Genomic DNA, 19,936 nt, shown 5'->3' with positions numbered 1-19,936 from the left:
TTATTAAGAATTAGTGAGTGCTGGTACTGGTTGTTGTACGGTTAGCACGTTTACGATCGTTTTCGGTTAAGAGTTTTTTACGGATACGAATCGATTCTGGGGTGACTTCTACTAACTCGTCATCATCGATAAATTCGATAGCTTGTTCAAGTGTGAATTTCACCGGTGTAGTTAATACAATAGCATCGTCTTTACCGGATGCACGCATATTGGTGAGCTTTTTACCTTGTAAACAGTTTACCGTTAAGTCGTTTGTACGGCTGTGAATACCGATGATTTGACCTTCATAAACTTCTACGTTGGCATCGATCATCAATTTACCACGTTCCTGCAAGCCAAATAGGGCATAAGCCAAAGCTTTACCGGTAGCATTAGAAATTAACACACCATTTTTACGTTGACCAATTTCACCCGGTTTAATGTCATCGTAGTGATCGAAACTGGAGTAAAGTAAACCTGTACCGGAAGTCATAGTCATAAATTCACCACGGAAACCAATTAAGCCACGGCTTGGAATAATGTATTCCAAACGAACACGGCCTTTACCATCCGGCATCATATCGCGCACTTCACCTTTACGGATACCTAATGCTTCCATGACAGAACCTTGGTGCTGTTCTTCTACGTCGATGGTGACTTGCTCGTAAGGCTCTTGTTTTTTGCCGTTGATTTCACGGTAGATTACTTTAGGGCGAGAAACCGCAAGTTCATAACCTTCACGACGCATATTTTCAATTAATACAGAAAGGTGTAATTCACCACGGCCAGAAACACGGAATTCATCCGGGTTTGGTGTTTCTTCTACACGTAGTGCAACGTTATGTACCAACTCTTTGTTTAAACGCTCAAGAATTTGACGGGAAGTAACGTATTTTCCTTCTTGGCCGGCAAATGGTGAGGTATTTACACAAAAGAACATGGTTACGGTTGGTTCATCAACGCTTAATGAAGGTAAGGCTTCAACAGCATTGATATCGCAAATAGTATCGGAAATATTTAATTCACCTAAGCCGGTAATTGCAATGATGTCGCCAGCGTAAGCCACATCTTCTTCATAACGTTGTAAACCGAGATGACCTAATACTTGACCGACACGGCCTTGGCGAGTATTTCCTTCACTATTAATAATAGTGACCGGTTGGTTTGGTTTTAGGCAGCCACGTTTGATTCGACCAATACCGATAACACCGACATAGCTATTGTAGTCCAATTGGGATATTTGCATTTGGAACGGTGCATCCAATTCAACTTTTGGCGGTTCAACATGTTGCACGATAGCCTCGAATAACGGGGTCATATCCTCTGCTAATTCTTCGTGCTCCAGGCCGGCAACACCATTTAATGCGGACGCGTAGATAATTGGGAAATCTAATTGTTCATCGGTTGCTCCAAGATTCACGAATAAATCGAAGACTTGATCCACAACCCAATCCGGACGCGCTCCCGGACGGTCAACTTTGTTGATCACTACAATTGGTTTCAAACCGTGTGCGAATGCTTTTTGGGTTACAAAACGAGTTTGTGGCATAGGGCCGTCAAAGGCATCAACGACTAAAAGTACCGAATCTACCATAGAAAGTACACGTTCAACTTCACCACCGAAGTCCGCATGTCCCGGAGTGTCGACGATATTAATGCGATAATCATTCCAGTTGATTGCAGTATTTTTTGCAAGGATAGTAATACCACGTTCTTTTTCGAGATCGTTTGAGTCCATCACGCGTTCATCTGCATCACCGCGAGTTGTTTCAAAAGTACCGGATTGTTGAAGGAGTTTGTCAACTAAGGTTGTTTTACCGTGGTCAACGTGGGCGATAATTGCGATGTTGCGCAATTTGTTAATATCAATTTCGTTTTTCATTATTGCGTTCTTTGTTTGTGGGCCGTGTGAGCGGTTAATCACGCACGGCATATCGAGGTGCGTGCAACAATGTTCCACACAGCCGAGTAAGAGAGTTAAAACATTGAGACTTGAACGCGCCTGGGGTGGCGCGAAAGGGCGGAAAGTATACACGCTTTTTTATTTCTCGGCTATGCAAAATAGGCGGATTGACTAAAATAAATCCAATGAAAATACTGGGTAATTACAGTATAATGCAGCCTTATTTCTTGATAACAAAACCCAATAGAGGAATTTTTATGTCAAACGCAAATGCAATCGCCAACGTATTTAAACTAATCGAAGAGAACGATATTAAGTTCGCACTACTTCGCTTTACTGATATTAAAGGTAAGGAACACGGTGTTTCTATTCCGGTGAGCTTAGTGGATGAAGATATGTTTGAAGACGGTAAAATGTTCGATGGTTCGTCAGTAGAAGGCTGGAAAACCATTAATAAAGCCGATATGTTATTAATGCCAATCGCTGAAACTGCGGTGGTTGACCCGTTTGCCCAGATTCCAACCCTCTCTATTCGTTGTAGTGTGTATGAACCGACAACGATGCAAAGCTACGATCGTGATCCTCGCTCAATTGCGATTCGTGCTGAAAATTATATGCGTTCAACCGGTATTGCTGATGCTGCGCTTTTTGGCCCAGAACCGGAATTTTTCTTATTCGATGATGTGCGTTTCAATGTCGCCATGAATGGCAATGGTTATCAAGTAGATGATGTTGAAGCCAGCTGGAATACTAATAAAGTGTATGAAGGCGGCAATAATGCTTATCGTCCGTTAACCAAAGGCGGTTATTGCGCCGTGGCACCGGTTGATAGCGCCCATGATATTCGTTCTGAAATGTGTTTGATTTTAGAAGAACTGGGTTTGGTTATCGAAGCACATCACCATGAAGTGGCGACAGCGGGTCAAAATGAAATTGCGACTAAATTTAATACATTGACCCTAAAAGCCGATGAAACCCAAATTTATAAATATGTGGTACAAAATGTGGCGCTTGAACATGGTAAAACGGCCTGCTTTATGCCGAAACCAATCACTGGCGATAATGGTTCAGGGATGCACTGTAATATGTCCTTGAGCAAAGACGGTAAGAACATTTTCCAAGGTGATAAATATGCCGGTCTTTCTGAAACTGCACTTTATTACATCGGTGGTATTATTAAGCATGCGAAAGCTTTAAATGCCTTCACCAACCCAAGTACTAACTCTTATAAACGTTTGGTGCCAGGCTTTGAAGCCCCGGTATTATTGGCTTACTCGGCAAGTAACCGTTCCGCTTCTATCCGTATTCCAGCGGTCACTAGCCCGAAAGCCATTCGTGTTGAAGCACGCTTCCCGGATCCAACAGCAAACCCATACTTGGCTTTTGCAGCATTATTGATGGCCGGCCTTGATGGCGTTATCAATAAAATTCATCCGGGTGATGCAATGGATAAAAACCTTTACGACTTGCCACCGGAAGAATTAAAAGATATTCCTGCTGTAGCAAGTTCATTAGAGGAAGCGTTGAATTCATTAGAAAAAGATTATGAATTCTTAACCCAAGGTGGTGTATTTGCTAAAGACTTTATTGATGCTTTCATCGGTATCAAACGCAAAGAAGTCGAGCGTTTAAATATGACTCCGCATCCAATTGAGTTTGAAATGTACTACGCTTAATGTGTTAAACCATAAGGCCCGCTATTTAGCGGGCTTTTTTTTGTGGCAAAATCTGATGTTTATCTTGTTTTTGATGAACCTCTAATAAAATCAATTGGTTACATTGTGTTTTTTGAAAAACTCCGGAAAACAAGATAGCGTTCATATAAATAAAAGAAAGCCATTTTTGCCAACTTTATGGGGCTGGGGATCGGCGAGAAAAGCTAAATTACTTACTATTCCGGCGGTTCTAGGCTAGAATGGCGGGCGTTTTTTCCAAAAAGGATGAATTTATGACTCAGAAAGCATTAAGCGCAGTAATTTTAGCCGCGGGCAAAGGAACCCGTATGTATTCCGATTTACCGAAGGTATTACACAAAGTAGCCGGCAAACCGATGGTGAAACATGTGATTGATACCGCATTGCAATTAGGTGCGGAGCAGGTGCATTTGATTTATGGCCATGGCGGCGAATTGATGCGCGAACGTTTGGCTGATGAGCCGGTTAATTGGGTGTTCCAAGCCGAGCAATTAGGTACCGCACATGCGGTACAACAAGCGGCACCTTTCTTTAAGGATGATGAAAATATCGTTATTTTATACGGTGATGCGCCGCTAGTTAGCCAAGCGACCTTAAATCAATTAATTGCCGCTAAACCGGATAATGGTATCGCTTTACTAACGGTTAATTTGGATAATCCAACCGGTTATGGTCGTATTATTCGTAAAGATGGCAATGTGGTAGCTATCGTGGAACAAAAAGATGCCAATGCAGAACAGCTCAAGATTCAAGAAGTGAATACCGGCGTGTTGGTAGCGGATGGTGCTAATTTGAAAAAATGGTTATCCCGTGTCAGCAATAATAATGCTCAGGGTGAATTTTATTTGACTGATGTAATTGCTTTGGCTAATCAGGATGGCTGTCGGGTTGCTGCGGTACAGGCAACTGAGTATATGGAAGTAGAAGGTGCTAATAATCGTCTACAATTAGCTGCGTTAGAACGTTATTATCAACGTAAACAGGCGGAACGTTTGTTATTAGCCGGTGTAACTTTAATTGATCCGGAACGCTTTGATTTACGTGGTTCTTTGGAGCACGGTAAAGATGTTGAGATTGATGTCAATGTAATTATTGAAGGCAATGTACGTTTGGGCTCACGAGTGAAGATCGGTGCCGGTTGTGTATTGAAGAATGTGACTATCGCGGATGATGTGGAAATCAAACCTTATTCCGTATTGGAAGAGGCATCCGTCGGTGAAAAAGCAGCGATTGGACCATTCTCACGTTTACGCCCAGGCGCAGAATTAGCCGCTGAAACCCATGTAGGAAACTTTGTGGAAATTAAAAAAGCTGTTGTTGGTAAGGGCTCTAAAGTTAATCATTTAACCTATGTGGGCGATGCAGAAATTGGTTCAAATTGTAATATCGGTGCAGGTGTGATCACTTGTAATTATGATGGTGCCAATAAATTCAAAACAATTATCGGTAATGATGTTTTTGTGGGCTCTGATACTCAGTTGGTTGCGCCAGTGAGTGTAGCCGATGGGGCGACAATTGGTGCAGGCTCAACGATTACCCGTAATGTAGAAAAAGATGAATTAGTGATTACTCGTGTGCCACAACGGCATATTCAAGGCTGGCAACGCCCGGTGAAGAAAAAATCGTAATAAAATGAATAACCCCGCGTGAGCGGGGTTTTTTATTTTTACAATTCAGTTATTAATGTCTTTTGTTCCAGTTTTTAAAATGATTGTAGTAAAATCAATGGGTTATCTTATATTCTATGGAAAACGCTAAAAATACAAAGGGCGTTTTTATGAAAGACAAAAATATTGGGAAAATGAAAAGAGGGTGGTGAGACTAAGCAGAATTGGTCTTAACAGCAAGTGGCTTACTGCATCGCATCCCTGCGGGATTTCCACTTAGCTCACCATAGAGTTGCATCTCTGGTTTACCAGTTTGCGATATAATTAAAAAGACTCAACATCTTCTTAAAAGCCACTTATATTTCAGGAGACCAATCCTGACTTCTAACAGACCTCGTTAGAAGGCGACCTGTATTATCATTGGATTTATAAAGTTTGTCAATTAGCATAAGTAAATAACCGCTCTATTTTTATTCTTATTTAGCATAAAATATTGGCAATTAATACTTAGAAACGAAAAAACGCTTTAATTACAAAGCGTTTTTTATATGTATTTGAAATTAGCGAGTGCCGTATACAACGATAGTTTTACCGTGAGCCGAGATCAAATTTTGATCTTCTAGCATTTTAATGATGCGCCCTACGGTTTCACGTGAGCAACCGACCATCTGGCCAATCTCTTGACGGGTAATTTTGATTTGCATGCCGTCAGGATGGGTCATCGCATCTGGTTGTTTTGCCAAGTTAATAAGGGTTTGTGCAATTCGACCAGCAACATCCAAAAATGCTAGATTGCTCACTTGACGTGAAGTATTTTGTAGCCGATGGGATAATTGAGCCGTTAAAAACATTAATATTTCTGGATTTACCTGAATTAATTGACGATATTTTTTGTAGGAGATTTCGGCGATCTCACAAGGGGTCTTGGTTTTTACCCAAGCGGAACGTTTGGCATTGTCATCAAATAATCCTGCTTCACCAAAAAATTGACCTGAGCCCAAATAAGTGAGGATCATCTCTTTACCATCCTCATCTTTTGAAGAAACCATTACGGAGCCCTTAATTAAATAATAAAGGGTATTAGCTTCTTCACCGGCGTGAATTAATGTAGATTTTGCGGGATATTTATGTAGATGGCAGTGGGTAAGGAACCAATCTAGTGCAGGATCGCGCATGGAGTGTTCATCCTGTTTTATTTGACCTTCTAGGCCTTTTGTGAGTAATTCATTTGACATATTGGCTCCTTTATAAATGTTTATTTAAATTCCATTTTATTTTTTATGTCGATGGATTCGTGTAATTCCGACCATTCGATTATGGCCTTTCCTTGGCGAATCTGGCTGAGTAGATTTTGTTTTTTTTGCTCGAACGTTAATTCGTGACAACCATAATCTGTACCTTCACGTAAAATCACACTTTCAACAATGTTTTCTAGAGTGTCTTCTGGTAGGGATTGCCACGGAATAATCATATATTTACTAATTAAAGTCAATTAAACAAAAAGGGGTTCAAGAAAGCGCCATTGCTGTTGAAATCCTTGATTAGCAGTAAGTCGGAAGTTAGTGCGGACATAACGCATAAACTGTCCTTCGCATAGGGTAACCAAATGCGCAGCAATAATTCGTTCATCGACATTGAAGCCTCGTCCTTCACGCAGTTTACGCATTTGTAAAATATTCACAAATTGCATTTCTAAACGATCAAAAAATTGCGCTACCCTGGCTTGTAATTGAGCATCCTCAAACATTAATGCATGTCCGGTGAGAATACGTGTTAGACCAGGATTTTTTCGGGCGAAGTCAAGGATCATCTGCAAAATATCATGAACACGATTCATGGTATTGGTTTCATTACGAATGGATGCATTGATTCGACTAAACAAGTTAGCTTCGATGTTTTCAATGAGAGCTTCAAACATCTTGGTTTTACTTGGAAAATACCGATAGAGCGCAGCTTCTGAGACTCCGACCGCTTCTGCAAGGCGGGCTGTTGTCATACGTTCCATCCCCCGTTCTGAATGGAGCATATGCGTAAGTACTGTTAAAACTTGTTGACGACGCTCTTTTACCGTACGTTTTTCGATTTTCGGCGTTTTGACTTCCGCGTCAATCTCATCAACTTCAACTAAAGACAATTGTTCTATCATATTTTATTTTTTACCTGAATGGCCAAAACCACCTTCACCGCGTTCGGTTTCAGTAAACTCATTCACAATATTGAATGCAGCTTGTACTACCGGAACAAATACTAGTTGCGCAATACGATCGCCTATTTCGATTTTGAATGGTTCACTACCACGATTCCAGACAGAAACCATTAATGGCCCTTGGTAATCTGAGTCAATTAATCCAACTAAGTTACCTAATACAATACCGTGTTTATGACCTAAACCGGAACGAGGTAAAATGACTGCAGCTAAATTCGGATCCGCGATGTAAATTGAAAGCCCTGTAGGAATGAGTTTGGTCTCACCTGGTAAAATCTCAGTGCTTTCTTCAAGCAATGCACGTAAATCTAAACCGGCAGAGCCTTCGGTTGCGTAAGTTGGTAAAGGAAATTCATTACCAATACGGTTATCTAAAATTTTTACATCAATTTTTTTCATTGTAATTTTATCCTTTGAAGAAATTTGTCATTTTTATACGAAAGCAAAACCGAATTTAGCGTATTTTATTTGTGGTAATGCTCCACAATTTCACTCACTAATATTTCTGCCAATTTATTTTTATCAGTTAATGGCAAAGCTTTTTCACCTGTTTTCCAAAAAACATGTAAGGCATTTTGATCTTGCCCAAACACTTGCCCGCCAGAAACATCATTAGCACAAATCATGTCTAAATTTTTACGTTGTAGTTTATCTTTAGCGTAACCTGCAACATTTTGTGTTTCGGCAGCAAAGCCTACCACGAATGGCCTATTTTGTTCTAAATATGCAACACTCGCGATAATGTCTGGATTTTTCACTAATTTAAGGGAAAGCTCATCGTTATCATTAGTTTTTTTAATTTTTTGATCTGCGACTTCTGCTACACGATAATCTGCTACAGCTGCACAGCCAATAAAAATATGATTTTTGACCGCTCTTTCAAGGGAGACTTGCCACATTTCATGAGCGGTTGTCACATCAATACGATGAACATTCTTCGGTGTAGCAAGATTTACGGGACCAGCAATTAAGGTAACATTTGCCCCACGTTTGGCAAAAGCCTCGGCAATAGCAAAACCCATTTTGCCTGAGCTGTGGTTAGAAATATAACGAACAGGATCGATAGCTTCACGGGTTGGACCTGCTGTGATAGCGATGCTTAAATTAGCTAAATCTTGTTTTATTGCGAAGAGTGACTGAGTTGCCTCAAAAATTTCTGCAGGTTCAGACATTCTTCCAGCCCCCACATCGCCACAGGCCTGAAAACCGTTATTGGGACCAATAAAATGAATTCCACGCTTGGCAAGTGTAGCCACATTTTGTTGAGTAATTGTTTGACGATACATTTGCTGGTTCATCGCTGGCGCAAGCAAGATTGGTGCGTCGGTAGCAAGGCATATAGTGCTTAATAGGTCATTAGCCATCCCCACTGTTAAGCGAGCCATAAAATCTGCGCTAGCAGGAGCTATGACAACGGCATCAGCCCATTTGGCCAGTTCTATATGTCCCATTGCCAATTCAGCTTGAGGATCGAGTAGGGATTGTGCCACAGCATTGCCCGAGATGGCTTGGAGTGTTAAAGGCGTCACAAATTCAGCTGCAGCCGGTGTTAATACAACACGTACTTCATTATCACTTTTGCGCAATAGGCGAATTAGCTCAATTGTTTTATAGGCAGCGATTCCGCCTGTAATGCCGACAACAATATGCTTGCCATTAATCATGTTATTACCGTTTGATGTTTGTTAGTGGTTATCAACAATGCGCGCTATTCTACTGTAATTTATAAAGAATAAAAAATTGATTTTGTGATCCTAATTGTAAGAACAGATCTCTTTTTATGTACAACTAAAATACTTGAGGAGAATGCATCGTTATATTCAGATATTTCAATGGAATTAGAAGGAGAGAGCATATGGAATTGTTGATGCCCCGTGAAAAATTGTCATTGCATGGAGCCAAAAGCCTTTCGGATCATGAATTACTGGCGATATTTCTACGAACAGGAATAAAAGGTTGTAATGTTTTACAATTATCAGAACTAGTACTCAAGGAATTTGGTTCATTACGGGGACTGCTGTCTGCAGATGAAAAACAATTTTGTGCGATAAAAGGATTAGGGAAAACCCAATTTATTCAGCTTAATGCAGTGATGGAGATGGCCAAGCGTTATTTGTTGGAAAATCTAATGTTTCAGCCGACTTTTACAGATCCTGAAACCGTAAGATTATTTTTACAGGCAGAATTGAGTGGTGAAGAGCGGGAGGTTTTTTTAGTACTGTTTCTGGATAATCAGCATAAGTTGATAAAAAAAGATCAGTTGTTTTCTGGGACGATAAATGCTGCGGCGGTTTATCCCCGAGAGATTATTAAGGCGGCGCTATACTGCAATTCATCTGCTTTGATTTTGGCACATAATCACCCTTCAGGGGAGATTTTACCCAGCGATTCAGACAAAATGATCACTCGCAAGATAGTAGAAGCCGCTGAATTAATGGAAATGCGGATACTTGATCATTTTATTGTAGGGAAAAATCGTTGCTTTTCATTTGCAGAAAATGGCCTAATCTAGCTGGTGATTTTTTTGCCGCTTAGAAAAGTTTATACTTGAGAAATTAAAACAAAGTCAGTATAATCGGCGACCTTTAATATAGTTGGCGGGTCGGATTTGGCGACCTGACGAGGCGTCAAGTTTACAACTTGCAATCCGAACCGTAAGCTCGAGCTTATATTTATTTATTGGAGATTATTATGTCTAGAGTCTGTCAAGTAACAGGCAAGCGTCCGGCAGTGGGTAATAACCGCTCCCACGCATTAAATGCGACACGTCGTCGTTTTCTTCCAAACCTTCACACTCACCGTTTCTGGGTTGAAAGTGAAAACCGTTTCGTAACCTTACGTTTAACTGCGAAAGGTATGCGTATTATCGATAAAAAAGGCATTGATGCAGTGTTAGCTGAAATCCGTGCTCGTGGCGAAAAAATCTAAGGAGCTAAAACATGGCAGCGAAAGGCGCTCGTGAGAAAATCCGTTTAGTTTCTACTGCAGAGACCGGTCACTTCTACACAACTGATAAAAATAAACGTAACATGCCTGAAAAAATGGAAATCAAAAAATTTGATCCGGTAGTACGTAAACACGTTATCTATAAAGAAGCAAAAATTAAATAATTTTTGTAGAATTGAAAAGCCCGACATTGTTCGGGTTTTTTTATATCTTTTATTTCCTTCTGCTCGCTGTGGCTAATTTGTTGAGGAAATAAAGTTAATCTAGGTTTTTCAAAGAATATCGAATATGCCAGAACTTCCAGAAGTTGAAACGGCCCTACGCGGAGTCAGTCCTTACTTAAAAGGCTTTACGATTGAAAATATAGTGATTCGTCAGGCGAATCTACGCTGGCCAGTGTCAGCTGAATTGGCTCAACTTAAGCATGTGAAGATTTTAGCGCTGACGCGGCGCGCTAAATATCTTGTCATTCATACGGAGCAGGGGTATATCATCGGTCATTTAGGCATGTCGGGCTCTGTGCGTATTGTGTCGCAGGATAGTCCACCGGATAAGCACGATCATTTAGATATTGTAATGAATAATGGCAAAGTGATGCGCTATAACGATCCACGTCGTTTCGGTGCATGGTTATGGACGAATAACTTAGCTAATTTTCATTTATTTGCTAAGCTTGGACCGGAGCCACTTGCCGATGAATTTAATGCGGAGTATTTATTTAAAAAGTCCCGTGGGCGGCGAATTCCAGTAAAATCCTTTTTAATGGACAATGCCGTGGTTGTTGGGGTAGGCAATATTTATGCGAATGAAAGCTTATTTTACTGTCGCCTGCATCCGCAAAAACTAGCCGCTAATCTTACCCATAAACAATGTGAACGCTTAGTTTTGGTCATTAAAGCTGAATTAACCCGAGCTATTGAGCAAGGAGGCACGACCTTAAAAGACTTTTTGCAACCGGATGGGCGTCCTGGATACTTTGCACAAGAGTTGCAAATTTACGGTAAAGCAGGAAAACCTTGTCCAGTTTGTGGTCACGTGATTGAAAGTTTGATTATCGGGCAACGCAATAGCTTTGTATGTCCACATTGTCAAAAGAAAGCATAGGCTGCAAAACGCCATCTTGTTTTTCAGAGTTTTGGGAAAAATCAATGCTAAGTCATTGATTTTATTATAAATGCTATAAAAATAAAAAAACCGCATTGAAAAATGCGGTTTTTTGTACTTAGTTAAGCTTAAAGTGAAGCTTGATCAACAGCCACACCAGCACCCATAGTAGTAGAGATGCTTACTTTCTTGATAAAGATACCTTTTGCAGTGGTTGGTTTAGCTTTGTTTAAAGCAGCCAATAATGCTTGAAGGTTTTCTTTTAATTGAACTTCAGAGAAGTTCGCTTTACCAATAGTTGTGTGGATGATACCGTTTTTATCGTTACGATAACGGATCTGACCAGATTTAGCATTTTTCACCGCTTCAGCAACGTTTGGTGTTACGGTACCAACTTTAGGGTTTGGCATTAAACCACGTGGGCCTAATACTTGACCTAATTGACCAACAACACGCATTGCATCAGGAGAAGCGATAACAACATCAAAGTTCATTTCGCCTTTTTTGATTTGCTCTGCTAAATCTTCCATACCTACTAAATCAGCACCAGCTTCTTTAGCAGCATCTGCGTTAGCACCTTGAGTGAACACAGCTACGCGTACTTCACGACCAGTACCGTGTGGTAATACAGTTGCACCACGAACGTTTTGGTCAGATTTACGAGGATCGATACCTAAGTTTACTGCAACGTCAACACTTTCAACGAATTTAGCAGTTGCGAATTGTTTTAATACCGCGATTGCTTCGTTGATTTCGTATGCTTTAGTAGAATCTACGCCAGCTTTGATTGCTTTCATTTTTTTAGTCAATTTAGCCATCGTATTATTCCTCCACCACTAAGCCCATAGAGCGAGCAGTACCAGCAATTGATTTCATTTTAGTTTCGATAGTCGCACCAGTCATATCTGCTGCTTTAGTTTCAGCGATTTGACGGATTTGATCTAAAGTCACTTTACCCACTTTATCTTTGTTCGGTTTACCGGAACCAGATTTGATACCTGCGGCTTTTTTCAATAATACAGCTGCCGGTGGAGTTTTAGTGATGAAAGTGAATGAACGGTCTGCATATACAGTGATAACAACTGGAATTGGTAAACCTTTCTCTAAGCTCTCAGTACGAGCGTTGAATGCTTTACAGAATTCCATGATGTTCACACCTTGTTGACCTAATGCAGGACCAACTGGCGGTGATGGGTTAGCCATACCAGCTGCAACTTGCAACTTAACGTATGCTTGGACTTTTTTTGCCATTTTTAAGTTTCCTCTAAGTGGGTGATAGCGCTATTACTAGCTCCCCGATGATAAAAAGCACGATGTGCTACACAAAAATGTGAGCCAATAAATGGCCCACATTGAGAGCGCGGATTTTATAAAAAACTCGCACATTTTTCAAGCGTTTTTAGTCAGTTTATGTTGTTTTACGATGGTTAATCATTACTCTTTAATGATATGCACAAAAAAAAGAGGAGAAAATGATTTCTCCTCTTTTTCCTATAATGGGATTAACCGTTTTGTTTTTCTACTTGGCTAAATTCCAATTCAACTGGAGTTGCTCGACCAAAGATAGATACGGATACTTTTAAGCGGCCTTTTTCGTAATCAACTTCTTCCACGGTACCATTGAAGTCGGCAAACGGTCCTTCAGTTACGCGAATTTCCTCACCAGGATGATATTCATTACGATGGCGTGGCTTATCGGAGGTTTGTTCTAAACGATTTAAAATCATATCCGCTTCGCGTTTAGAAATCGGTGCCGGTTTATCTGGTGTTCCACCGATAAAGCCCATTACGCGTGGAATACTTTTTACCAAGTGCCATGTGTCGTCATTCATTTCCATTTCTACTAACACATAACCCGGGAAGAATTTACGTTCGCTTTTGCGACGTTTACCTGCGACATTCTCAACTACTTCTTCGGTCGGTACTAACACTTCGCCAAACTGATCTTCCATTTGGTATTGTTTGATGTATTCACGCAAAGTAGCAGCAACACGGCCTTCAAAACCGGAGAATGCCTGTAACACATACCAGCGTTTTTTCGATACGGTTGTTTCAGTCATTATTAGAATCTCAAATCAGTTAAAAAATTAATTACGGACACGATAATTGAATCGATAGCCCAGAAGAAAAGTGAGGTAATTACAGTTACCGCAACCACGATTAAGGTAGTTTGACGGGCTTCTTGACGATTAGGCCAAACGACTTTACGTGCTTCTACTTTCGCTTCTTTAAAGAAAGTAAGGAATTTGTTTCCTTGATTAGTGATCGCCGCTAAACCTAACGCGATAAGGACTGCGACAGTAACGCCGATTACGCGAATCGGTAATGAAAAACGTTTTTCGAAATAAATATTACCGACTGCGGCGGCTGTAAAAAAGATAACAACCAAAACCCACAAGAAGATGTTTAATTTTTTAGATTTTCCTTCAAAAGAAGGTTCGGCAGCGTTTTTCTTTTTCTCAACAATTTCAGTTGCCATGATGGAATCCGTTTATTAAATAAAATAGTCAATAGTAAAAGAGCCGCGATTGTATCATTTTCTTTTGGCTTTTCCTATGGAAAATCGGTAAAACAATCGCGACAGAGGTTAATTTTTATATTCTAAAAGCGGTTTTTGATCCTCGGTAACCGTTTCCTTAGTGACGATGACTTTCCGTAGATTTTCAATGGATGGTAAATCGTACATTGTATCCAACAGAATCGCCTCAACGATGGAACGTAGACCTCGAGCCCCAGTTTTTCGCTGCAATGCTTTTTCAGCAATGGCTTGTAATGCATCTGTGGTAAATTCTAATTCCACATTCTCTAAACCGAATAACGCTTGATATTGTTTTACCAAGGCGTTTTTGGGTTGGGTAAGAATGCTGATTAATGCCGCTTCATCCAATTCGCTTAACGGTGCAATCATTGGTAAACGACCGATAAACTCGGGGATTAAACCGAATTTCATTAAATCACCCGGTTCAACTTGACGGAATAGTTCGGAAAGAGAGGCTTTTTCTGACTCTTTTTCTACTTTTGCATCAAAACCGATACCGGTATGGTTTTGGCTTCGTTTGGCTATGATTTTATCCAAGCCGGCAAACGCGCCGCCGCAAATAAATAGGATCTTGGAAGTATCTAATTGAGTCATTTCCTGCTGCGGGTGTTTTCTTCCTCCTTGTGGCGGAATATTAGAAATAGTCCCTTCGATCAGTTTTAACAAGGCTTGTTGTACGCCTTCACCAGAAACATCTCGCGTGATGGAGGCGCTTTCAGATTTGCGGCTGATCTTATCGATTTCATCAATGTAAATAATACCTTGTTCAGCTTTCTTGACGTCGTATTCACTATTTTGCAGCAGTTTTTGCAAGACATTTTCTACATCTTCGCCTACGTAGCCGGCCTCGGTTAATGTTGTTGCATCAGCCATAGCAAAAGGTACGTTCAGGCGACGAGCCAAGGTTTGGGCAAGTAGGGTTTTACCACTACCGGTAGGGCCAATAAGTAAAATATTGCTTTTGCCTAATTCCACATCATTGGTTTGATGGTTTGAACGCAATCTTTTGTAATGATTATAGACCGCAACGGACAATACCTTTTTGGCATAGTCCTGACCGATAACATAATCATCTAGATGTTGACGGATCTGATGAGGGGTTGGTAAAGGTTCATTTTCCGCTGCTTTTTCTGGGCTACTAACGCTATCTGATTCATTAAGCAGCATTCCATGGCACAGATCGATACATTCGTTACAAATATATCCTTCGGTACCAGCGATGAGTTTATTCACTTCATTTTTAGGTTTGCCACAAAAAGAGCAGTGGAGGTTTTTATCTTTATCTTCAGTTGTCATGATTTTATCCTTCACGTTTTAGCAAAACAGCATCAACGAGACCGTAATCTTTGGCTTCTTGTGCCGACATAAAATTATCTCGGTCGGTGTCTTTTTCAATGCGTTCGATGCTTTGCCCGGTATGGAATGCTAAACGATCATTTAAGGTTTGCTTGATCTTTAAGATTTCTTGTGCATGAATTTGAATATCCGAGGCTTGTCCGCGGAAACCACCCAATGGTTGGTGAATCATCACACGGGCATTAGGTAATGCCGCGCGTTTGCCTGCAGTCCCCCCGGCTAATAAAAATGCCCCCATTGAGCAAGCTTGACCAATACACAATGTTCGCACATCGGGCTTGATAAATTGCATGGTGTCGTAGATTGCCATTCCCGCTGTAACAGAGCCACCAGGCGAATTGATGTAGATATTAATATCTTTATCGGGATCTTCAGATTCTAAGAAAAGCAGTTGTGCCACAATTAGGTTGGCCATGTGGTCTTCAACTTCGCCGCTTAAAAAGATAACGCGTTCTTTTAATAGACGCGAATAAATATCGTAAGAGCGCTCACCGCGGGAGGTTTGCTCGACGACCATAGGAATTACACTCATTTGTTCCTCGAAATTCAGTATAAAAAAACGCGCATATTCTATCCGAAATACGCTAAAAACAAAAATGCGGTGATTTTTTGCAGTTTTCGAAACTTTAAAAAATCAACCGCATTTCTATGCGTAAAGTGAAAAAATTATGCTTGTGGATTCATAATTTCATTGAAGCTAGATGGTTTTTCAGTAACTTGCGCTTTTGCTAATACTGCATCAACGGCTTGTTCTTCCAACACTACATTACGAATATTGTTCATCAATTCTTCGTTTTTGCTGTAGTATTCGATCACTTCAGCCGGTTGTTCATAAGCTGATGCGATATCGGCAATCATTGCTTTCGCGCGTTCATCATCAACTTTTAATTCGTTTGATTTGATCACTTCAGAGAACAATAAACCGACTTGCACGCGACGTTTTGCATCAGCTTCAAATAATTCACGTGGTAATTGTGCTGCTTGTTGTGCATTACCACCAAAACGTTGTGCAGCTTGGTTACGTAACACATTGATTTCCTCTTCAATCGCTGAAGCTGGAACATCAATAGGGTTTTGTTCGATTAAGCCATTGATCACTTGTTGTTTAACGCGGGAAACCAATGCATTTTTTAATTCACGTTCCATGTTTTTACGGATTTCTGCACGTAAATCGGCAACAGTTTTGGTGTTAGGACCAAATTTAGCAACGAATTCATCGGTAAGTTCCGGTAATTCCATTTCTTCTACTTTTTTCAAGGTGATCGCAAATTTCGCGTCTTTACCTTTTAAGTTTTCAGCATGATATTCCGCTGGGAAAGTCACATTGATATCGAATTGTTCGCCTGCTTTGTGACCAACGATGCCATCTTCGAATCCTGGAATCATACGACCTTGGCCCATGAATAATACGAAGTCGGAAGCTTTGCCACCATCGAATTCTTCACCGTCAACAGAACCGACGAAATCGATAGTTACACGGGAATCCGCTTTCGCTGCATCGTTGCTTTCAGCCCAAGTAGCTTGTTGTTTACGTAATACATCGATCATATTGTCGACATCGGTTTCGTTGATTTCTACGGTTGGTTTTTCAACTTTAATGTTTTCTAAACCTTTTAATTCCACTTCTGGATATACTTCAAAAGTTGCAGTGAAAGCTAAATCTTTACCAGCTTCAAAGGTTTCGATTGCAAAAGTCGGACGACCTGCAATGTTGATTTTTTCTGCAATAACCGCGTCAAAGAAATGACGAGGTAATAGATCATTTAGTACATCTTGACGGATAGATGCGCCAAAACGTTGTTCAATAATGTGAGCCGGAACGTGGCCTTTACGGAAACCGTCTACGCGCACATTTTTAGCTGCGCGTTTGAATTCTTCACGGATCGCTTTTTCTACGGTTTCAGCCGGAACGGTGATCGTCACACGACGCTCTAAACCTTGAGTTGTTTCAATATTTAATGACATTTGTAACCTCAATTAATGTTGCACTCGGTAAAAACCACACCGAACACGTTGTTAAGAAATAAAAAACCGCCGAATTATAGCGAAAGAAAATCGAACAGTCGATAGAAACCGCAAAAATCCCCGACATTCAGTCGGTTTTGGGTATTTTATCGGCAATATCGCACATAAAAAAGTGCAGCTCTAAGGCTGCACTTTCATATTTTGTTAATGATTAAAGCGATTTTGGTAAACGGATTTTTTGACCAGGGAAGATCTTATCCGCATCTTTGATAACTTCTCTGTTGGCATCTACGATTGCAGTATATTTGGCACCATTACCGTAGTGGGTTTCGGCAATTTTCCAAAGGGTGTCACCTTTTTGAATAACATAAAAGGCATCGTCACCCGCCAAGGATTCCCCGTTACCGATATCGGCATTAATGGTTACATTGCTGATACCTTGGATGTTGCCAGCCATGAGAACGGCTTTTTCTAACGCAGCAGCAGTCGAAGCTACGCCATGAATGGTTGCAGTACCGTTTTGTACGCTCACATTAAGATTTTCAATCCCTGGATTGTCGGCATTGATGTGGTCGGTGACGGCTTTTGATGCATCTTCTTCTTTAGAAAATACTTTTTTACCGATATCGCTGACAAAATCGAATAAACCCATAATTTGTTCCTTTTTGTTGGTTGAAAATAATTTCTGCCGTGACGTTTTATCATTTGACAACGGCGACTTTTGGTCAGGTAAAACGGCAAATAGTTCAACATTCAGCACGAAAAAAATGCAAAATTGTGAATTTGAAATCAATTATAATAAAATCAATGACTTATGTGCTGTTTTTGCAAAACTTTTAAAATCGGAGAGGCGTTTATAACACTACTAAAATCAATGGGTTAGTTCTTTTTAGGAATGAGTGTTGAATTGTTTGAGGAAATCCCAACGGATTTTGATAGAATGCGCCCCTCAATTGAATACTACGAGGTAATTATGCGTTTAGAGGGACATCGCCGGAGTGATAATGTTGATGACCGACGTGGCAGCGGAGGTAATTTTGGCGGCGGAAAAGGCGGTATTATCGGACTGATTATTGTATTGGTCGGAGCCTATTATGGTGTCGATTTAACCGGTTTAGTGGATGTTGGCGGTTTAAATCAACCCACAGAAAGCAGACAAAGCTCAAGCGAGGAAATTCACTTAGAGGATCTTTCCCGTACTGTGTTGGCTAGCACAGAGGACAGTTGGCAAGGGTATTTTCAGAGAATGGGTAAACGTTATGCCAATCCAACCTTAGTGCTTTATAGCGGTTATACTTCCACAGCTTGTGGTACCGGACAGGCTGCAATGGGGCCATTTTATTGCCCGAATGACAATCAGGTTTATTTGGATTTGTCTTTTTATCAGGAAATGAAAAATAAATTGGGCGCAGCGGGGGATTCGGCGTTTGCTTATGTGATTGCTCACGAAGTTGGTCATCATGTGCAGAATCTGTTAGGTATTTTGCCACAGGTAAATCGATTACGGCAGAAATCTGACAGCAAAACGGCTAATCAGCTTTCAGTTAAATTAGAATTACAAGCAGACTGCTTTGCCGGTGTTTGGGCAAGGAGTGCGGTGAAGAGTGGATTATTTGAACTAGGCGATGAGGAAAAAGCCTTTAAAGCAGCGGAAGCCGTAGGTGATGATCGTTTGCAAAAACGCAGCCAGGGTTATGTGGTGCCGGATAGTTTTACGCATGGTACTTCGGCACAACGTTTGAGCTGGTTTAGAAAAGGGTTACAAAGTGGTGATCCTGCACGATGTGATACTTTTAATAATGATTAAACAAAGTAAAAAAACGCACCCAAGGGTGCGTTTTTTATCGGTTAATTCATAGCTGATTTATAGACTTAACACTGCGAATAATACCCAAACGGTATAAATCGTCGCTAAACCGTAGAAAATAAAACCGCCAGCCGGAACATGGATTTTTAAATCGTGCATACCGTGATGAATACGGTGTAGGCCACACCACATTGGGAAAATGGTGAGTACTAACAATACGATTTTACCAATCCAAGAATAGGCAAAAATGACCAGGTTGGCCGGATCGACCAAACCGAAAGGCAATAATAAACCGATAATTAAAATGACAACCGGGAAGAAAATGGCACTTACCGTACCGCCGGCACCGAACATCAACCAGACCGGTGGTTCACCGGAACGTTTTGGATTTTGATCAACCATGCTTTCCCCCTAGATATAAGCCAATACTAACGCCACAACGCTGACTAAGGCAGTAACCGCCCAAAGTAGATTGCGTACTACATAGTGCGGTAGACGTTCATTTTTTACAATGATGTTCATTACTTTTGGTGTCATCAGGAAGTAAGTGACGGTGTGGTATAAGGTTGCCACTAAAGTAATGATATTAAGGAAGACTACAATCGGATTTTTTAGGAAACCGATGAAGTCGAAAATGCCCATGCCCGGCATTGGATTACTAGCGAGGCACAACACGCCATAAAGTAATACGATGCAAAACCAAACAGCAAAAATAGAAGTGGCTTCACGAAGCATATAGGCTTTGTAGAAATCCAATTTATTCCACCAGGTTGAGGTGACCGGGCGTGTGTATTTTTTACGTTTACTCACAGTTACTGACATATCCTTTC

Annotated in this window: 23 protein-coding genes; 7 read left to right on the top strand and 16 right to left on the bottom strand. The window is 40.7% G+C overall.

The window, feature by feature from the left end; all coding sequences use genetic code 11:
* Nucleotides 1–10: 10 nt before the first annotated feature.
* The gene (typA, locus tag CKV74_RS00970; RefSeq protein WP_095176626.1) at nucleotides 11–1,861 is read right to left on the bottom strand and encodes a translational GTPase TypA; all 1,851 of its coding nucleotides are present in this window, start codon (nucleotides 1,859–1,861) and stop codon (nucleotides 11–13) included.
* A gap of 278 nt (nucleotides 1,862–2,139) precedes the next feature.
* Between typA and glnA the strand changes: the two genes are divergently transcribed.
* Nucleotides 2,140–3,558, top strand: coding sequence for a glutamate--ammonia ligase (gene glnA, locus CKV74_RS00965; protein WP_007241699.1), 1,419 nt, complete (start codon nucleotides 2,140–2,142; stop codon nucleotides 3,556–3,558).
* 272 nt (nucleotides 3,559–3,830) lie between these two features.
* On the top strand, nucleotides 3,831–5,204 hold the full coding sequence (glmU, locus tag CKV74_RS00960; RefSeq protein ID WP_039847748.1) for a bifunctional UDP-N-acetylglucosamine diphosphorylase/glucosamine-1-phosphate N-acetyltransferase GlmU: 1,374 nt from the start codon (nucleotides 3,831–3,833) through the stop codon (nucleotides 5,202–5,204).
* A 539-nt stretch (nucleotides 5,205–5,743) separates the two neighbouring features.
* On the opposite strand, the gene crp is transcribed toward glmU, so the two are convergent.
* The 5 genes from crp to coaBC form a co-directional block, all read right to left on the bottom strand.
* Nucleotides 5,744–6,358, bottom strand: a complete 615-nt coding sequence (gene crp, locus CKV74_RS00955) for a cAMP-activated global transcriptional regulator CRP (RefSeq protein ID WP_373970128.1) — start codon at nucleotides 6,356–6,358, stop codon at nucleotides 5,744–5,746.
* 80 nt (nucleotides 6,359–6,438) lie between these two features.
* A complete protein-coding gene (locus CKV74_RS00950; RefSeq protein ID WP_095177125.1) occupies nucleotides 6,439–6,654 on the bottom strand; it encodes a YheU family protein in 216 nt (71 codons plus the stop codon).
* A gap of 21 nt (nucleotides 6,655–6,675) precedes the next feature.
* Nucleotides 6,676–7,329, bottom strand: coding sequence for a nucleoid occlusion factor SlmA (slmA, locus tag CKV74_RS00945; RefSeq protein WP_007241741.1), 654 nt, complete (start codon nucleotides 7,327–7,329; stop codon nucleotides 6,676–6,678).
* A 3-nt stretch (nucleotides 7,330–7,332) separates the two neighbouring features.
* Nucleotides 7,333–7,788, bottom strand: a complete 456-nt coding sequence (gene dut, locus CKV74_RS00940; RefSeq protein WP_095176625.1) for a dUTP diphosphatase — start codon at nucleotides 7,786–7,788, stop codon at nucleotides 7,333–7,335.
* A 65-nt stretch (nucleotides 7,789–7,853) separates the two neighbouring features.
* The gene (gene coaBC / locus CKV74_RS00935; RefSeq protein ID WP_095176624.1) at nucleotides 7,854–9,053 is read right to left on the bottom strand and encodes a bifunctional phosphopantothenoylcysteine decarboxylase/phosphopantothenate--cysteine ligase CoaBC; all 1,200 of its coding nucleotides are present in this window, start codon (nucleotides 9,051–9,053) and stop codon (nucleotides 7,854–7,856) included.
* 191 nt (nucleotides 9,054–9,244) lie between these two features.
* Here coaBC and radC point away from each other — a divergent pair, with 191 nt between their 5' ends.
* The 4 genes from radC to mutM all read left to right on the top strand — a co-directional run bounded on the left by radC (nucleotide 9,245) and on the right by mutM (nucleotide 11,439).
* A complete protein-coding gene (gene radC / locus CKV74_RS00930) occupies nucleotides 9,245–9,901 on the top strand; it encodes a RadC family protein (RefSeq protein WP_007241743.1) in 657 nt (218 codons plus the stop codon).
* A gap of 179 nt (nucleotides 9,902–10,080) precedes the next feature.
* Nucleotides 10,081–10,317: a 50S ribosomal protein L28 gene (gene rpmB, locus CKV74_RS00925; RefSeq protein ID WP_005599762.1), complete on the top strand. Its 237-nt coding sequence runs from the start codon at nucleotides 10,081–10,083 to the stop codon at nucleotides 10,315–10,317.
* Between the two features lie 11 nt (nucleotides 10,318–10,328).
* On the top strand, nucleotides 10,329–10,499 hold the full coding sequence (rpmG, locus tag CKV74_RS00920) for a 50S ribosomal protein L33 (RefSeq protein ID WP_005613503.1): 171 nt from the start codon (nucleotides 10,329–10,331) through the stop codon (nucleotides 10,497–10,499).
* Between the two features lie 124 nt (nucleotides 10,500–10,623).
* Nucleotides 10,624–11,439 carry a bifunctional DNA-formamidopyrimidine glycosylase/DNA-(apurinic or apyrimidinic site) lyase gene (mutM, locus tag CKV74_RS00915; RefSeq protein ID WP_007241710.1) on the top strand — a complete coding sequence of 272 codons (816 nt, stop codon included), beginning with the start codon at nucleotides 10,624–10,626 and terminating at the stop codon, nucleotides 11,437–11,439.
* Nucleotides 11,440–11,567: 128 nt separating this feature from the next.
* On the opposite strand, the gene rplA is transcribed toward mutM, so the two are convergent.
* From rplA to lysM, 8 genes are all read right to left on the bottom strand, one after another.
* Nucleotides 11,568–12,257: a 50S ribosomal protein L1 gene (gene rplA, locus CKV74_RS00910; RefSeq protein ID WP_005649467.1), complete on the bottom strand. Its 690-nt coding sequence runs from the start codon at nucleotides 12,255–12,257 to the stop codon at nucleotides 11,568–11,570.
* 4 nt (nucleotides 12,258–12,261) lie between these two features.
* A complete protein-coding gene (gene rplK, locus CKV74_RS00905; RefSeq protein ID WP_007241834.1) occupies nucleotides 12,262–12,690 on the bottom strand; it encodes a 50S ribosomal protein L11 in 429 nt (142 codons plus the stop codon).
* A 251-nt stretch (nucleotides 12,691–12,941) separates the two neighbouring features.
* Nucleotides 12,942–13,499: a transcription termination/antitermination protein NusG gene (gene nusG / locus CKV74_RS00900; protein ID WP_164703776.1), complete on the bottom strand. Its 558-nt coding sequence runs from the start codon at nucleotides 13,497–13,499 to the stop codon at nucleotides 12,942–12,944.
* A gap of 2 nt (nucleotides 13,500–13,501) precedes the next feature.
* Nucleotides 13,502–13,918: a preprotein translocase subunit SecE gene (gene secE / locus CKV74_RS00895; protein ID WP_007241519.1), complete on the bottom strand. Its 417-nt coding sequence runs from the start codon at nucleotides 13,916–13,918 to the stop codon at nucleotides 13,502–13,504.
* Nucleotides 13,919–14,026: 108 nt separating this feature from the next.
* A complete protein-coding gene (gene clpX, locus CKV74_RS00890; protein ID WP_007241758.1) occupies nucleotides 14,027–15,274 on the bottom strand; it encodes an ATP-dependent protease ATP-binding subunit ClpX in 1,248 nt (415 codons plus the stop codon).
* 4 nt (nucleotides 15,275–15,278) lie between these two features.
* Nucleotides 15,279–15,866 carry an ATP-dependent Clp endopeptidase proteolytic subunit ClpP gene (clpP, locus tag CKV74_RS00885; RefSeq protein ID WP_007241571.1) on the bottom strand — a complete coding sequence of 196 codons (588 nt, stop codon included), beginning with the start codon at nucleotides 15,864–15,866 and terminating at the stop codon, nucleotides 15,279–15,281.
* A 134-nt stretch (nucleotides 15,867–16,000) separates the two neighbouring features.
* Nucleotides 16,001–17,299, bottom strand: a complete 1,299-nt coding sequence (tig, locus tag CKV74_RS00880; protein WP_007241819.1) for a trigger factor — start codon at nucleotides 17,297–17,299, stop codon at nucleotides 16,001–16,003.
* A 211-nt stretch (nucleotides 17,300–17,510) separates the two neighbouring features.
* The gene (gene lysM / locus CKV74_RS00875) at nucleotides 17,511–17,951 is read right to left on the bottom strand and encodes a peptidoglycan-binding protein LysM (RefSeq protein ID WP_007241589.1); all 441 of its coding nucleotides are present in this window, start codon (nucleotides 17,949–17,951) and stop codon (nucleotides 17,511–17,513) included.
* A gap of 321 nt (nucleotides 17,952–18,272) precedes the next feature.
* Here lysM and ypfJ point away from each other — a divergent pair, with 321 nt between their 5' ends.
* On the top strand, nucleotides 18,273–19,106 hold the full coding sequence (gene ypfJ / locus CKV74_RS00870; RefSeq protein ID WP_039847750.1) for a KPN_02809 family neutral zinc metallopeptidase: 834 nt from the start codon (nucleotides 18,273–18,275) through the stop codon (nucleotides 19,104–19,106).
* A gap of 57 nt (nucleotides 19,107–19,163) precedes the next feature.
* Here the strand turns inward: ypfJ and frdD are convergent, their stop codons facing one another.
* Together frdD and frdC are read right to left on the bottom strand one after the other, a co-directional pair.
* On the bottom strand, nucleotides 19,164–19,508 hold the full coding sequence (frdD, locus tag CKV74_RS00865; RefSeq protein ID WP_007241722.1) for a fumarate reductase subunit FrdD: 345 nt from the start codon (nucleotides 19,506–19,508) through the stop codon (nucleotides 19,164–19,166).
* A 9-nt stretch (nucleotides 19,509–19,517) separates the two neighbouring features.
* Complete coding sequence (gene frdC, locus CKV74_RS00860; RefSeq protein ID WP_095176622.1) at nucleotides 19,518–19,928, bottom strand: fumarate reductase subunit FrdC; 411 nt, start codon at nucleotides 19,926–19,928, stop codon at nucleotides 19,518–19,520.
* Nucleotides 19,929–19,936: the final 8 nt, after the last annotated feature.

This window comes from Haemophilus pittmaniae, from assembly GCF_900186995.1.
Classification (GTDB): Bacteria; Pseudomonadota; Gammaproteobacteria; order Enterobacterales; family Pasteurellaceae; genus Haemophilus_D; species Haemophilus_D pittmaniae.
Note: the sequence above shows the minus strand (reverse complement) of the source record. Positions and strands in the feature narration are given on the sequence as shown.